Below are 13,992 nucleotides of genomic sequence, written 5' to 3'. Positions count from 1 at the left end.
AAAGGATGAGCGGCAGGCTGGCGGGCAAGAGCGCGATCATCACCGGCGCCGGATCGGGCATCGGCCGGGCGACCGCCATGCTGTTTGCCCGCGAAGGCGCGCGGCTGGTGCTGGGTGACCTGACCCCCGCCGTCCACGACACCGCCAAAGCCATCACCGCCGATGCCGGCACCGCGAGCGCGGTGCAGATGAATGCGGGGCTTGAGGACGATGTCCGCAAGCTCGTTGAAAGCGCGCGGATGATGCACGGCGGCGTCGACATCGCCTATGCCAATGCTGGGATTTCGGGCGGGCTGACCGGGCTGTTCGAACATAGCGTCGACGACTGGCAGCAGATTTTGCAGGTGAACCTGATCGGCCCGTTCCTGCTGATCAAGCACGCCGCGCCCGAGATCATCAAAAAGGGATCGGGATCGATTATCTGCACGGCAAGCGTCGCGGGCATCCGATCGGGCGCGGGCTGCCCCGCCTATTCGGCGTCGAAAGCGGGGGTGATCAACCTTGTCCAGACCGCCGCGCAGCAGCTTTCGGGAACTGGCGTGCGCGTCAACGCGATCTGCCCCGGGCTGATCGAAACGGGGATGACCGAGCGCGCCTTTGAATATGCGCGCGAAAAAGGCGTGGAGGACAGGATCGGCCGGCTCAATCCACTACGCCGCGCGGGCCAGCCCGAGGAGATCGCGCATATGGCGCTGTTCCTCGCCTCCGACGAAGCCAGCTATGTCAACGGACAGGCGATTGCGGTGGATGGCGGATTATCCTCGTCCCACCCGGTAACACGACAGGAAATGGGAAAGACAGCGGCATGACCCTGACGATCAGCGATCCCGAAGAGCTGGGTTTCCTTCCCGAGCGGCTGGAGCGGATCGACGATTTTCTGAAATCCACCTATATCGATACCGGCCGCTTTCCGCACAGCGCGCTGCTGATCGGGCGCGGCGACGATGTTGCGCATCTGGCGTTGCAGGGCGAGGCGCGCCCCGGCCAGCCGCTGCGCGAGGATGCGATCTTTCGTATCGCATCGATGTCGAAACCGATCACCTCGGTCGCGTTCATGCAGCTCGTGGAGGAAGGGCGCGTCGCGCTCGCCGACCCGGTGAGCAAGGTGATCCCCGAATGGAAGGATCTGGGCGTGTTCGTGGCGGGCGGCGGCGACGTGCCCTTCGTCTCGCGCCCCGCCACCACCGAAATGCGCATGATCGACCTGCTGCGCCATACATCGGGCCTGACCTACAGCTTTCAGGAACGCACCCCGATCGACGCCGCCTATCGCCGCGAGAAGCTGGAGGCGTTCAACGGCCCCGACCTTGAGACCTTCATCAAGGTGCTGGCGAAGATTCCGCTCCAGTTCGATCCCGGCACGTCGTGGAACTATTCGATCTCGACCGACATATTGGGCGCAATCCTCCAGCGGATGGACGACAAGCCGCTGGACGAGGTGATCGCCGACCGGATCACCCGCCCGCTGGGGATGGTCGATACGCATTTCCAGATTCCGGCCGAGAAGATCGACCGCGTTCCCGATTGCTATGCCTTTCACCGCGAAAAGACGAAAAAGCTGTGGGATGCGGGCGAAAAGACCGCCTGGGGCCGCAAGCCCAACCAGCTTTCGGGCGGCGGCGGGCTGGCATCGACGCTTGCTGATTATCACCGTTTCTGTCGCATGCTGCTCAATCAGGGCGAGCTGGAGGGCGAACGCATCATCGGTCGCAAGACGCTTGACCTGATGACCGCCAACCACCTGCCCGGCGGCGGCGACCTGACCCAGCTGTCCAGTTCGCTGTTCAGCGAGGCCGAAAATGCGGGCGTGGGCTTTGGCCTTGGCTTTGCCACCACGCTCAACCCCGCGCAGACGATGATCCCCGGATCGCGCGGTGATTTCTATTGGGGCGGGATGTTTTCGACCGCCTTTTTCGTCGACCCGACCGAAGCGGTCATCATGATCTTCATGACCCAGCTGATGCCGAGCAGCACCTATCCCGTCCGTCGCGAGCTGAAGACGATGGTCTATTCGGCGCTGGCCGACTGACCCGCCTTAGCCGCGCACCCGAAATTCAAGGAGAGAGAGAAAAATGTCCGTCGTCACCACCGAACGCCATGGCGAAGTGCTTGTTATCATTTCCAACAATCCCCCGGTCAACGCGCTGGGCGCAGCGGTGCGCCAGGGCCTGAAGGCCGGGCTGGAAGAGGCGCTGGGCGATGACGCGGTGAAGGCGGTCGTCATCCGCTGCGACGGGCGGACCTTTTTCGCGGGCGCCGACATCACCGAATTCGGCAAGGGGCCGGTGGAGCCGGGCCTGCACGAGATTCTGGCGATGATCGAGGATTGCCCCAAGCCCGTGGTGGCCGCGATCCACGGCACCGCGCTTGGCGGCGGGCTGGAAACCGCCTTGTGCTGCCATTACCGCGTCGCCGTTCCGTCGGCGCAACTAGGCGTTCCCGAGGTGAAGCTGGGCCTGCTGCCCGGTGGCGGCGGCACCCAGCGCCTGCCGCGCGTGGCGGGGATCGAGGCGGCGGTCGAAATGTGCGCGATCGGCAATCCGATCAGCGCCAAACGCGCGCTCGACCTGGGGCTGGTGGACCAGCTGACCGGTGAGGACAGCCTTGCCGCCGATGCCATCGCCTATGCCCGCAATGCCATTGCCAAGGGCCCGCGCAAGGCAAGCGAGATGCCGGTCAAGGGCGATCCCGCCAGCATCGCGGCCTTTGCCAAGGCCAATGCCAGGAAGTTCCGCGGCTTTGACGCGCCCGCCGCCAATATCGCCTGTGTCGAGGCGGCGACGCGGCTGCCCTTTGACGAGGGCGAGAAATTCGAGCGCGAGCAGTTCATGAAGCTGATGATGGGCAGCCAGTCCGCCGCGCAGCGCCATATCTTCTTCGCCGAACGCAAGGCCGCCAAGATCGACGGCATCGCCGACGATGTGGCGCTGCGCCCGGTGCGCACAGTGGGCGTGATCGGCGCCGGCACGATGGGCGGCGGGATTTCGATGAACTTCCTGTCGGCGGGCATTCCGGTCACCATCGTCGAGATGAAGCAGGAGGCGCTCGACCGCGGCACCGGGATCATCCGCAAGAATTACGACGCGACCGCCGCCAAGGGCCGGATGAAGCCCGAACAGGTGGAGGCGGCGATGGCGCTGCTCACCCCGACGCTGGACCTCGCGGCGCTGGCCGATTGCGACCTGATCATCGAGGCGGTGTTCGAGGACATGGCGGTGAAGAAGGACGTTTTCGCCAAGCTCGACAAGATTGCCAAGCCCGGCGCGATCCTGGCATCGAACACCAGCTATCTCGATATCGACGAAATCGCCGGCGTCACCAGCCGCCCGCAGGATGTGCTGGGCATGCACTTCTTCTCCCCCGCCAATGTCATGAAGCTGCTCGAAGTGGTGCGCGGCGAAAAGACCGCCGATGATGTGCTGGCCACCGCGATGGCGATCGCCAAGAAGATCAAGAAGGTGGCCGTGGTGGCCGGGGTATGCGACGGCTTTATCGGCAACCGCATGCTGCGCCCGCGCCAGCAGGAGGCGCAGAAGCTGCTTATGGAAGGTGCGACGCCGCAGCAGATCGACAAGGTGCATGTCGATTTCGGCATGCCGATGGGGCCGTTCCAGATGAGCGACCTCGCCGGGCTGGACATTGGCTGGCACCGCGATCCGAGCCGGATCGAAACCGTGCGCGACGCGCTGTGCGCGGCCGGGCGGTTGGGCCAGAAAACGGGCAAGGGCTTTTACGATTATGACGAGAAGCGCACCCCCACCCCCTCGACCGACGTGCAGGCGATCATCGACGATTTCGCCGCCAAATCGGGTAAGCCCAAGCGCGATATCAGCGACGAAGAAATCATCGAGCGCACGCTCTACACGATGGTGAACGAGGGTGCGCGCATCCTGACCGAAGGCAAGGCGCAGCGGGCATCGGACATCGATGTCGTCTGGATCTATGGCTATGGCTGGCCGGTGTATCGCGGCGGCCCGATGTTCTGGGCCGATCTGGAAGGCGCCGAGAAGATTGCCAAGGGGCTTGAAAAACACGGCTTCGAACTTGCCCCGCTGCTGAAGGAAAAGGCCGCGAGCAAGGGCCGGTTCAACGGCTGAGCCATCCGGGCTGGGTCCGGGCAGCAATGCCCGGATCACCGCCAAGCGAACAGGCACCCGGGGGGCGCATCTGGCACGATGCCGGGGCGCCCCTATATCGTTCTGGAACACGGCTTGCCCCAGGGAGATACCATGTCGATCGCGCTCTATTACTGGCCCACGCCCAACGGCCACAAGATCACCATCGCGCTGGAGGAAATGGGGCTGCCTTATCGGATCCATCCCGTCGACATCGGCGCGGGCGACCAGTTCAAGCCCGATTTCCTGAAGATCAGCCCCAATAACCGCATGCCCGCGATCACCGATCCCGACGGCCCCGACGGGCAGCCGATCGCGCTGTTCGAAAGCGGGGCGATCCTGCAATATCTGGCGCGCAAGACCGGGCTGTTCGGCGGCGCCAATATGCGCGAGCGCGCCGAGGTGGAAAGCTGGCTGATGTGGCAGATGGGCGGGTTCGGCCCGATGGCGGGGCAGGCCAATCATTTCCGCATCTATGCCCCGAGCATCGAACCCGATCCCACCAAGCTGGCGTACGGCCAGGAACGCTATACCAACGAAATGAACCGGCTGTACGGCGTGCTGAACACGCGGCTGGCCGACCGCGACTATGTGGCGGGCCCGCTGTCGATCGCCGATTTCGCGATCTACCCCTGGGCGATCCACCATGAACGCGTGGGGCAGAACATCGCCGATTTCCCGCATGTCGCGGCGTGGCTGGAACGCTGCGGCCAGCGCGAGGCGTTTGAAAAGGGGATGGCGGTGGGCGCCGAGCTGCGCAAGCCGATCGAGGCGAATACCGAGGACGCTGCACGCCAGCGCGCCGTGTTGTTCGGTCAGAAGGCGCGCAGCTGACGCTTTGCGCAAGGGCCACGCTGTGCCTAGAGAGGCATGATGCATGATGCGCCTTCCAACCATTCCCGCCTGACCCCCGCCCTGCCCCTTTCCGGCTGGGCCGCCGCCGCGATCGCCGCGCTCATTGGCTTTGGCGGCACGGTGGTGCTGGTGGTGCAGGCCGGGCAGGCGCTGGGCGGCAATGCCGGGCAGATCGGATCGATGGTGACCGCGCTGTGCGCGGGCATCGCGATCGGCAGCATCCTCCTCAGCTGGTGGCAGAAAATGCCCGTGGTGCTGGCCTGGTCCACCCCCGGCGCGGCGCTGATCGCGGCAAGCGCGACCGCCGCCGGGTGGCCCGTGGCAACGGGGGTGTTCGTGGCGGCCGCCGCGATGATGGTGGTGCTGGGGCTGATCCCCGCGCTGGGGCGGCTGGCGGCGCGCATTCCGGCACAGGTGGCATCGGGGATGCTGGCGGGGGTGATGCTGCCTTTCTGCCTCGGCCTGTTCCGCACCTTTCAGTCCGACGCGCTGATGGCGGGCGTGCTCGTGGTGACGTTCATCACCGCGCGCGTGCGCTTTCCCGCCTATGCGCTGCTGATCACGCTGGCGGTGGCGATCGCCGTCGTCACCGGACGCGGCGATGTGGGCGGCGGGGTTTCGGGCGCGCTGTTCGGATCACTGACCCCGACGCTTGCCAGCTTCGACTGGAAGGCGGTGGTGAGCCTTGGCATCCCGCTTTTCCTCGTCACGCTGGTTTCGCAAAACCTGCCCGGCCTCGTCGTGCTGCGTTCGGCGGGCTATGCGCCCCCCGTCCAGCCGCTGCTGCTCAGCACCGGCGCGCTGTCGCTGGTCTTCGCGCCCTTTGGCGCGCACGGCATCAATCTGGCGGCGATCACCGCCGCGATCTGCACCGATGCCGATGCGCATCCCGATCCAACGCGGCGCTGGCTGGTCGGCATCGCTTATGGCGGGTTCTATATTCTCCTCGCGCTGTTCTCGGCGCCGCTCGTCAGCCTGTTCATGGCGATGCCGCCCAGCGCCATTGCCGCCATCACCGGCGTCGCGCTCATTGGCCCGCTCACCAACGCGCTGGGCGCGACGATGGCGGGGGACACGCACCGTGAAGCCGCCGTGCTGACCTTTATCGCGACGGCATCGGGCATGTCGCTCTTCGGCATCGGATCGGCCTTTTGGGGGCTGGTGATCGGCTTTGTCGCGCTGGGTGCGCAGCGCCTGTTGCGCTGAGAAAAAGCGCGCGCGAACGCTTTTCTCAAGGCCAAAGCTGTTCTAGCGTCACCCATCCCCACCGCCGCGCCGCCGGCACAGCCCATAAGAGCCCCATTGATGAAAAAACTGCGTCTTGCCGCCTCGATTCTCGCCCTTGCCGCGCTGTCCGCCTGCGGCACAGCGAAGAACGAGAATATGGCAGCATCGCAGGATGGCAGCGTGGCGATGAAGGAACAGGGCGTGGACACGCACAGCTTTGCCAAGCCCGAGGAGGCGCGCGTCAAGCACGTGGCGCTCGATCTGGCGGTGGATTTCGAGGAAAAGGTGCTGCGCGGCACCGCGACGCTCGATCTGGAACTGGCCCCCGATGCCAAGCGCGTGATCCTCGACAGCAAGGGGCTGACGATCCGCCGCGTGACCGACGCCGCGGGCAACACGCTCGCCTATTCGCAGGGCAAGGGCGATCCCGTGCACGGCCAGCCGCTGTCGGTGATCCTGAACGGCGCCAAGCGGATCGTGGTCCATTACGTCACCTCGCCCGGCGCGCCCGCGCTGCAATGGCTGTCGCCCGAGCAAACGGCCGGCAAGCAATATCCCTATCTGTTCAGCCAGGGTCAGGCGATCCTCAACCGCAGCTGGATCCCGACGCAGGACAGCCCCGGCATTCGCCAGACCTGGGAAGCCAGCATCACCGTGCCCGAGGAGTTGAAGGCGGTGATGAGCGGCGAGATGCTGACGCCCGAGGGCGAGGAAAGCGATGGCGGCCGCACCTTCCGCTTCCGGATGGACAAGCCCGTTGCCCCCTATCTGATCGCGATCGCGGTGGGCGACCTGGCCTTCAAGCCGCTGGGCCCGCGCACCGGCGTGTGGAGCGAACCTGCGATGCTCGACAAGAGCGCCTATGAGTTCGCCGATCTCGAGAAATTCGTGGCGGCGGCGGAAAAGCTGTACGGCCCCTATCGCTGGGGCCGTTATGACCTGCTTGTTCTGCCCCCGAGCTTTCCCTTTGGCGGGATGGAAAATCCGCGCCTGACCTTCGTCACCCCCACCGCGATTGCCGGCGACCGCTCGCTCGTCAGCCTGATCGCGCATGAACTGGCCCATAGCTGGTCGGGCAATCTGGTAACCAACGCCAACTGGAACGATTTCTGGCTGAACGAGGGCTTCACCACCTATTTCGAAAACCGGATCATGGAGGAGATGGAGGGCAAGGAACGCGCCGCCATGCTCGCCGATCTGGGCTGGTCCGACATGGAAAAGGCGATTGCAGCAGCCGGCGGGCTCGAGGCGCCCGACAGCCAGCTGCACCTGAACCTTGACGGGCGCGACCCCGATGACGGGATGAGCGACATCGCCTATGAAAAGGGCGCGGTGTTCCTGCGCACGATCGAACGCGCGGTGGGCCGCCCGGCATGGGACGCCTATCTGCGCAGCTATTTCGATCGCTTCGCCTTCAAGCCGCAGACGAGTGCGGGGTTCATCGAGGATATGCGCGCCAATCTGTTCAAGGACGACAAGGCGCTTGAGGACAAGATCGGCGTGATGCGCTGGATCTATCAGCCGGGGCTTCCCGACAATGCGGTCCACGTCCAGTCGAGCCGGTTTGCGGCGGTGGACGCGGCGGCGCGCGCCTTTGCGGCGGGCGGCAAGGCATCGGACATTCGCGCCGATGGCTGGACGACGCAGGAACGCGTGCGCTTCCTCAACGCGCTGCCGCGCAAGCTGTCGCAGGATCAGCTCGCCGCGCTCGATGTCCGCTGGAAACTGTCCGACACGGGCAATAGCGAGGTGCGCTTTGCCTGGCTGATGCTGGCGCTGGGCAATCGCTTCGACCCGGCGGTGCCGTCGGCCGAACAGTTCCTGACGAGCATGGGCCGCCGCAAGTTCGTCGATCCGCTGTTCGCGACGCTGAAGGCGCAGGGCGATTGGGGCCTGCCGATCGCGCGGCGAATCTATGCCAAGGCGCGCCCGCTTTACCATTCGGTAACGGTTGGCGCGGTCGACAAAACGCTGGATTGGCAAGGATAATCGGCCAGTTCCGCCGTTCAACGCAGGCGGCCAACAACTCACCGCATAGGATGAGTTGAGCCGCCGCGGCCCCCTTCCCTCGTTCCTATAGACCTGTCTAGACACTGGCACGGGTTCAAAACGGGGGTTTTTCAATGGCATCGAAGCTTGCACGCGGAGCAATGGGCGCAGCCCTGTTCTTCGGCATGATGGTTTCGAGCGTTGCCCCGGCAATGGCCCAATATTGGCAGTGCGCCCCCTATGCGCGCGAAATTTCGGGCATCCAGCTGTTCGGCAATGCCAGCGGCTGGTGGGATCAGGCCGACGGCAAATATGCCCGTGGCAATGTGCCGATGGTCGGTTCGGTGCTGGCGATGAAGTCGCACGGCAAGATGCGCGCAGGCCATGTCGCGATGGTTTCGGAAGTGATTTCGGACCGCGAAGTGCTGCTGACCCACGCCAACTGGTCGCATGGCGGCAAGATCGAGCGCAATGTCCGCGCGATGGACGTCTCGGCGGCTGGCGACTGGAGCAAGGTGCGCGTCTGGTACGCGCCGATGGGCGATCTGGGCCTGACCTCGTACCCCGCTTACGGCTTCATCTATGGTGAAAAGGCCGAACCCGGCCGCGCGAACGACGATCTGAAGTTCGTCGGCAACCGTCTGGCCGAAATCGCCGGCGTCATCGAAGGCCTGCGCTCCAACTGAGCCGGCCGGTGGCCCCCCGCCGCAGCGGGGAACCCCTGAAACGCGATATCAGGCTTCGGTTTCGCCTTCGGCCTGCTCATTGTCTTCGTACCAGGCTTCGACCGGGCCGCTCAGCTTGAGCGTCAGCGGCTTGCCACGGCGATCGAGCGTCTTGCCCGCCTGAACGCGGATCCAGCCTTCGGAAATGCAATATTCCTCGACATTGTGCTTCTGCACGCCCTTGAAGCGGATCCCCACCCCGCGCGCGAGCAGTTCGGGATTGTGGAACGGGCTGTCGGGATCGATCGCAAGACGATCGGGAGGCGTGTCGGTCATGGGCGTTGCTTTCCGGAATGAATGATAGCGGGCAGTAGCCAGCCCATGCCGCCAGCGTCAATGCGGCTTATTCGGCGACATCGCAGTAGACGGGGCGGATCGCGCCAAGCGCCGACAGATGCCGAAAGCGGCGCACCGCATCGTGCAGCCCGGCAATGGGCGGCTCGGCGGCCGGGCGATAGCTGTGGCGCACCGCGCGGACGAGTTCCATTCCCGCCCCGGGCCGCGTCGTCAGCACGCGCCCGCGCCGCTCGCTGGCGGCCGAGTTGATGCCGACGACCTGCCCCGCGCTGTCGAGCGTGGGGCCGCCGCTGATGCCGCCCAGCGTATGGTCGAAATCGGGGAAGCGATCGATTTCCGCCCAGGCGAGCACCGCTTCCGACCGGCCCGATCCGCGCACCGCATTGCCGGGGCCGATCAACTCGCTCTCGACGATCGCCGGCTCGCCCGCCGGATAGCCCATATGATAGCCGCGCGCACCGGGAACGGGCGCGGTGGCGGCAAGCGCAAGCCCAATGGGGCCGGGCATGCCGTCCGCGATCAGCGCGGCATCGGCCGAGGGGCTTTGATGCACCTCCACCACGCGCTGCGCCTGCCCCGGCCCAGTGGCGAGCCCGATGCGCGCGCAGCCGCGCACGACATGTTCGGCGGTGAGCCACAGCCCGTTGGTGCCGACCGCAAAGGCGGTGCCCTGGCTGTCCTGCCGCCGTTCGTCATCGGCGATGCCGAATTCGGGCAGCGCCTCGTCGCGCCGGTCGAACAGGCCGGGACGGCGCGGCACGCCCTGTTCGTCGCGCCCCTGCCAGAGCGCGGCGGCGATGAACAGGACAAGCAGGATCGGAAGCGTGCAGCCCCCGCGCCGCCCTTCCCTGCCGTGCCGCGCCACGCGATCAGCCCGAAACGGCGGCGGCGTTCAGCATCGCGACGGCGATCTTGACCGTGGCGAGGAAGATCGCGGCCGAACGCTCGTCATGCTCGATCCGCTTGGGCAGATCGTGGAGGATGAGATCGACGCCGCGAAAGGCGATGATTTGGATGAGCAGCGTCACCGCGCCCCAGACGACCAGATCCCAGATGTTGATCGATGATTGCAGGCAATAAGCCAGCGGGATGGCGAGCCCGATCGCCGCCCCGCCCAAAGAGATGGAGGCGGCCTGATTGCCCTCGCGAATAAGTGCCATTTCCTTGTGCGGGGTGAGCCACAAATAGGCGAACAGCGCGAGCAGGAAGACCGACAACGCGACACCCAGATGCAACAGCAATATGGGCAGCCCCGACACAAGGCTCTGCAATACCGGTTCCATCACGCCCCCCTTGGTTCAGCGCCCTTCTGTGGCACCGGGGCGGGCGCCGTCAATAAGCGGCGGTGTCGGGAGCGCTCCCCGTCGCCACGCGAAACTCATCGATCGGAAAGAGCATCTGGCTTTGCGGATCATACCAGTTTGCGCTCACCCCTAACGCCTTGTCGATCAGCACAAGCGGCTCATCACGCAAGGTTGCCCGGCCCGAGGCAATGTTCGCCGCTATGGTATCGATCGCCGACCGGATATCCGTGAAATCGGCACCCGTCACCGCGCTGACGCCATATTTCCACCATTCGAGGTTCAGCAAATCGGCAATCACGTCCGGATCGAAGCGATAGCGAATGATACGCGCGGGTGATCCGCCGACAATGGCATAGGGCGGAACGTCACGCGTGACGACCGCGCGCGCCGCGACAATCGCACCATCCCCAATGCGCACGCCGCTGCGGATAAAGGCCCCCTCGCCAATCCAGACATCGTTTCCAATCACGATCTTGTCGATGCGTCCGGCCATCGATTCCGCGAGCGCCGCCGCAGCCTTGTCCGCCATTGCGCGATTGGCGTTGTAGAAATCGAGGCTGCCCGATCCTGGAACACTTGTTCCGGTGAACATGGGCGCGGCGCAGAGAAAATCCGTCGGATGTTCGACCTGGCCGGAGATGATGTTGGTTGCGATCGAACAGAATCGGCCGACCGAGGCCACATTCTGCATCACGGTGTTACGGCCGCTGAAAAACGTATACGCCCCGATAAAGTCGATTTCGTATATGCCCCGGCCGATAGTGACGTTGCTTTCAATAACCGTCGGCTTGGCAATGTGCTTGCCGAATGAGGCTTCCGGGCTAATCCGCACCGAATAGGAACGAGCCTTGTCGATATTTTCGGCCGACAGAAACGGCATTACGCAAACCCTCCCCCGGTGCAGTCACACGGGCATCAAAACCACAGCGATGAAACCATTATAGGACAGGGGCGGGCGACGATGGTCGCCCGCCCGCCCAAAGCGCCGCCGCCACGCGCCCTCAGCGGCAGTAGCGCACCCTGACCCGGCGTTGTTCATAGGGATCCCAGACCCTGCGCGTCGTGCAGCGACGGTCGTCGCGCCAGGACCGGTTATAATCATAATGATCGCCACGATACCGGTAGCGTGGGTAGCGATCGCGGTAATCGCGATAGTCATAATCGTAGCGATAGCGGGGAGAATAGCCGCGATCATAATAATAGCGATCGTCATAATAGCGGTCGCGCCGCGAGGAGGAGGCTATCGCCGCCACGATGGCGAGGCCGACAACGCCCGCCGCGATCGCGACGCCTGCGTCATTGTCCCTGTGCCGGTAATAGCGCCGCGCCTCTGCGGGGGCGGCGCTGGCCGCCAGCGTGGCGGCGACAACCGCCATCGCGGCGGCCTTGTCCAGAATCGAATTCATCGCCTGCACTCCTGTCGTCCGTCCCCCTTGCAAAGGGCGTCGGCCGACTCGTGGGCGCGGCCAGGCGTCCGGTAAGCAAAGGACGGTAACGGCAGGCGACTGAACCCACGGCGAACCGGAAATTCACCGGGGGTTCATAGACCGAAGCCGCCGACCCGGTTGTTCCGGGCCTGCGGCTCCATGTCTTTATAACGCTGCGATTTCCGGGTCGGAAATCGCGCTTAAAGCGTCAGGCCGCAGCCTTGGCGCGCGACATGCGCTTGCGCTCGTTCGGATCGAGATAGCGCTTGCGCAGACGGATGTTCTTGGGCGTCACTTCGACCATTTCATCGTCGTCGATATAGGCGATCGCCTGTTCGAGCGTCATCTTCCACGGCGGGGTCAGGCGGATGCTGTCATCCTTGCCCGAGGCGCGGAAGTTGGTGAGCGCCTTCGACTTCATCGGGTTGACTTCGAGGTCTTCGGGCTTGGCGTTCTGGCCGATGATCATGCCTTCGTAGAGCGCTTCGCCCACGCCGACCATCAGGATGCCGCGCTCTTCGAGCGGGCCAAGCGCATAGGCCACGGCTTCACCCGCGCCGTTCGAGATCAGCACGCCGTTCTTGCGGCCTTCGATATTGCCCTTGTGGGGGCCATATTTCTCGAACAGGCGGTTCATGATGCCGGTGCCGCGCGTGTCGGACAGGAATTCGCCGTGATAGCCGATCAGGCCGCGCGACGGTGCCGAGAAGGTGATGCGGGTCTTGCCACCGCCCGAGGGGCGCATGTCGGTCATTTCCGCCTTGCGCTGGTTCATCTTGTCGACGACCGTGCTGGCAAATTCGTCGTCCACGTCGATGACGACGGTTTCATAAGGTTCGGTCTTGTTGCCGGCCTCGTCGGTGCCGAACAGCACGCGCGGACGCGAGATGCCGAGTTCGAAACCTTCGCGGCGCATCGTTTCGATGAGAACGCCGAGCTGAAGTTCACCGCGACCGGCGACTTCGAAGCTGTCCTTGTCGGCCGATTCGGTGATCTTGATCGCGACGTTCGATTCCGCCTCGCGGAACAGACGGTCGCGGATCATGCGGCTCGTCACCTTGCTGCCTTCGCGGCCTGCCATCGGCGAATCGTTCACGGCGAAACGCATCGACAGCGTCGGCGGATCGATCGGCTGCGCCTGAATGGCTTCGGTCACCGAGGTATCGGCAATGGTGTTGGCCACGGTGGCAACGGTGAGACCGGCGAGCGAGATGATATCGCCTGCCTTGGCTTCTTCGACGGGAACGCGGTCGAGCCCGCGGAACGAGAAGATCTTCGACGCGCGGCCAGCTTCGATCACATTGCCGTCCATGTCGATCGCGTGGATCGGCTGGTTGACCTTGACCGTACCGGAATCGACACGGCCGGTGAGGATACGACCGAGGAAGTTGTCGCGATCGAGCAGCGTCACGAGGAACTTGAAGGGGCCGTTTTCATCAAGGCCCGGTTCGGGCACATGGCCGACGATCTTTTCGAACAAAGGCGTGAAATCGCCGTCGCGCACATCGGGGGTCTGGCCGACATAACCGTTGCGGCCCGAGGCGAAGAGCACGGGGAAATCGAGCTGTTCGTCGTTCGCGTCGAGGTTGACGAACAGATCGAACACTTCGTCGAGCACTTCCTGCGGACGCGCGTCGCTACGGTCGATCTTGTTGACGACGACGATCGGGCGCAGGCCGAGCGCGAGCGCCTTGCCGGTGACGAACTTGGTCTGCGGCATCGGGCCTTCGGCGGAATCGACGAGCAGGATCACACCGTCGACCATCGAGAGGATGCGTTCCACTTCACCGCCGAAGTCGGCGTGGCCGGGCGTATCGATGATGTTGATGCGCGTGCCGTTCCATTCGACCGAGGTCGGCTTCGCGAGAATCGTGATCCCGCGTTCCTTTTCGAGGTCGCCCGAATCCATCGCGCGTTCTTCGACGCGCTGGTTCTCACGGAAGGTACCGGACTGGCGGAAAAGCTGGTCCACCAGTGTAGTCTTGCCATGATCGACGTGCGCGATAATGGCAATATTGCGGAGGCTCATAGGGAGTCCTGACGATTTAGAGGA

13 protein-coding genes are annotated in these 13,992 nt (G+C 64.6%); 7 read left to right on the top strand and 6 right to left on the bottom strand.

Annotated elements, in window-relative coordinates:
- Window positions 1-5 precede the first annotated feature (5 nt).
- The 7 genes from QYC26_RS12720 (at window position 6) to QYC26_RS12690 (ending at window position 8,872) form a co-directional block, all read left to right on the top strand.
- On the top strand, window positions 6-809 hold the full coding sequence (locus QYC26_RS12720; protein ID WP_317512593.1) for an SDR family oxidoreductase: 804 nt from the start codon (window positions 6-8) through the stop codon (window positions 807-809).
- Window positions 806-2,029, top strand: coding sequence for a serine hydrolase domain-containing protein (locus tag QYC26_RS12715; protein ID WP_317512592.1), 1,224 nt, complete (start codon window positions 806-808; stop codon window positions 2,027-2,029). Before QYC26_RS12720 ends, QYC26_RS12715 begins: the two co-directional genes overlap by 4 nt.
- Before the next feature lie 43 nt (window positions 2,030-2,072).
- Window positions 2,073-4,097, top strand: coding sequence for a 3-hydroxyacyl-CoA dehydrogenase NAD-binding domain-containing protein (locus tag QYC26_RS12710; protein ID WP_317512591.1), 2,025 nt, complete (start codon window positions 2,073-2,075; stop codon window positions 4,095-4,097).
- 132 nt (window positions 4,098-4,229) lie between these two features.
- Complete coding sequence (locus QYC26_RS12705) at window positions 4,230-4,949, top strand: glutathione S-transferase family protein (protein WP_317512590.1); 720 nt, start codon at window positions 4,230-4,232, stop codon at window positions 4,947-4,949.
- A 36-nt stretch (window positions 4,950-4,985) separates the two neighbouring features.
- A complete protein-coding gene (locus QYC26_RS12700; protein ID WP_317512589.1) occupies window positions 4,986-6,176 on the top strand; it encodes a benzoate/H(+) symporter BenE family transporter in 1,191 nt (396 codons plus the stop codon).
- A 99-nt stretch (window positions 6,177-6,275) separates the two neighbouring features.
- The gene (locus QYC26_RS12695) at window positions 6,276-8,186 is read left to right on the top strand and encodes a M1 family metallopeptidase (protein ID WP_317512588.1); all 1,911 of its coding nucleotides are present in this window, start codon (window positions 6,276-6,278) and stop codon (window positions 8,184-8,186) included.
- 134 nt (window positions 8,187-8,320) lie between these two features.
- Entirely contained in the window at window positions 8,321-8,872 is a 552-nt protein-coding gene (locus QYC26_RS12690) for a CHAP domain-containing protein (RefSeq protein WP_411197597.1), read from the top strand.
- Between the two features lie 48 nt (window positions 8,873-8,920).
- Here the strand turns inward: QYC26_RS12690 and QYC26_RS12685 are convergent, their stop codons facing one another.
- From QYC26_RS12685 to typA, 6 genes are all read right to left on the bottom strand, one after another.
- Window positions 8,921-9,187, bottom strand: a complete 267-nt coding sequence (locus tag QYC26_RS12685; RefSeq protein ID WP_317512587.1) for a DUF3297 family protein — start codon at window positions 9,185-9,187, stop codon at window positions 8,921-8,923.
- 67 nt (window positions 9,188-9,254) lie between these two features.
- Entirely contained in the window at window positions 9,255-10,073 is an 819-nt protein-coding gene (locus QYC26_RS12680) for a serine protease (RefSeq protein ID WP_317512586.1), read from the bottom strand.
- A gap of 4 nt (window positions 10,074-10,077) precedes the next feature.
- Window positions 10,078-10,491, bottom strand: coding sequence for a DUF350 domain-containing protein (locus QYC26_RS12675; protein ID WP_317512585.1), 414 nt, complete (start codon window positions 10,489-10,491; stop codon window positions 10,078-10,080).
- A 49-nt stretch (window positions 10,492-10,540) separates the two neighbouring features.
- Window positions 10,541-11,392, bottom strand: a complete 852-nt coding sequence (locus tag QYC26_RS12670; RefSeq protein ID WP_317512584.1) for a CatB-related O-acetyltransferase — start codon at window positions 11,390-11,392, stop codon at window positions 10,541-10,543.
- Window positions 11,393-11,513: 121 nt separating this feature from the next.
- Window positions 11,514-11,918 (bottom strand): hypothetical protein, encoded by a 405-nt coding sequence (locus QYC26_RS12665; RefSeq protein WP_317512583.1) that lies wholly within the window; start codon window positions 11,916-11,918, stop codon window positions 11,514-11,516.
- A gap of 229 nt (window positions 11,919-12,147) precedes the next feature.
- Window positions 12,148-13,968, bottom strand: coding sequence for a translational GTPase TypA (gene typA, locus QYC26_RS12660; protein ID WP_317512582.1), 1,821 nt, complete (start codon window positions 13,966-13,968; stop codon window positions 12,148-12,150).
- Between the last annotated feature and the right edge of the window lie 24 nt (window positions 13,969-13,992).

This window comes from Sphingomonas sp. C3-2, from assembly GCF_033025475.1.
GTDB lineage: Bacteria > Pseudomonadota > Alphaproteobacteria > Sphingomonadales > Sphingomonadaceae > Sphingobium_A.
This window is presented reverse-complemented; position numbering and strand designations above follow the sequence as displayed.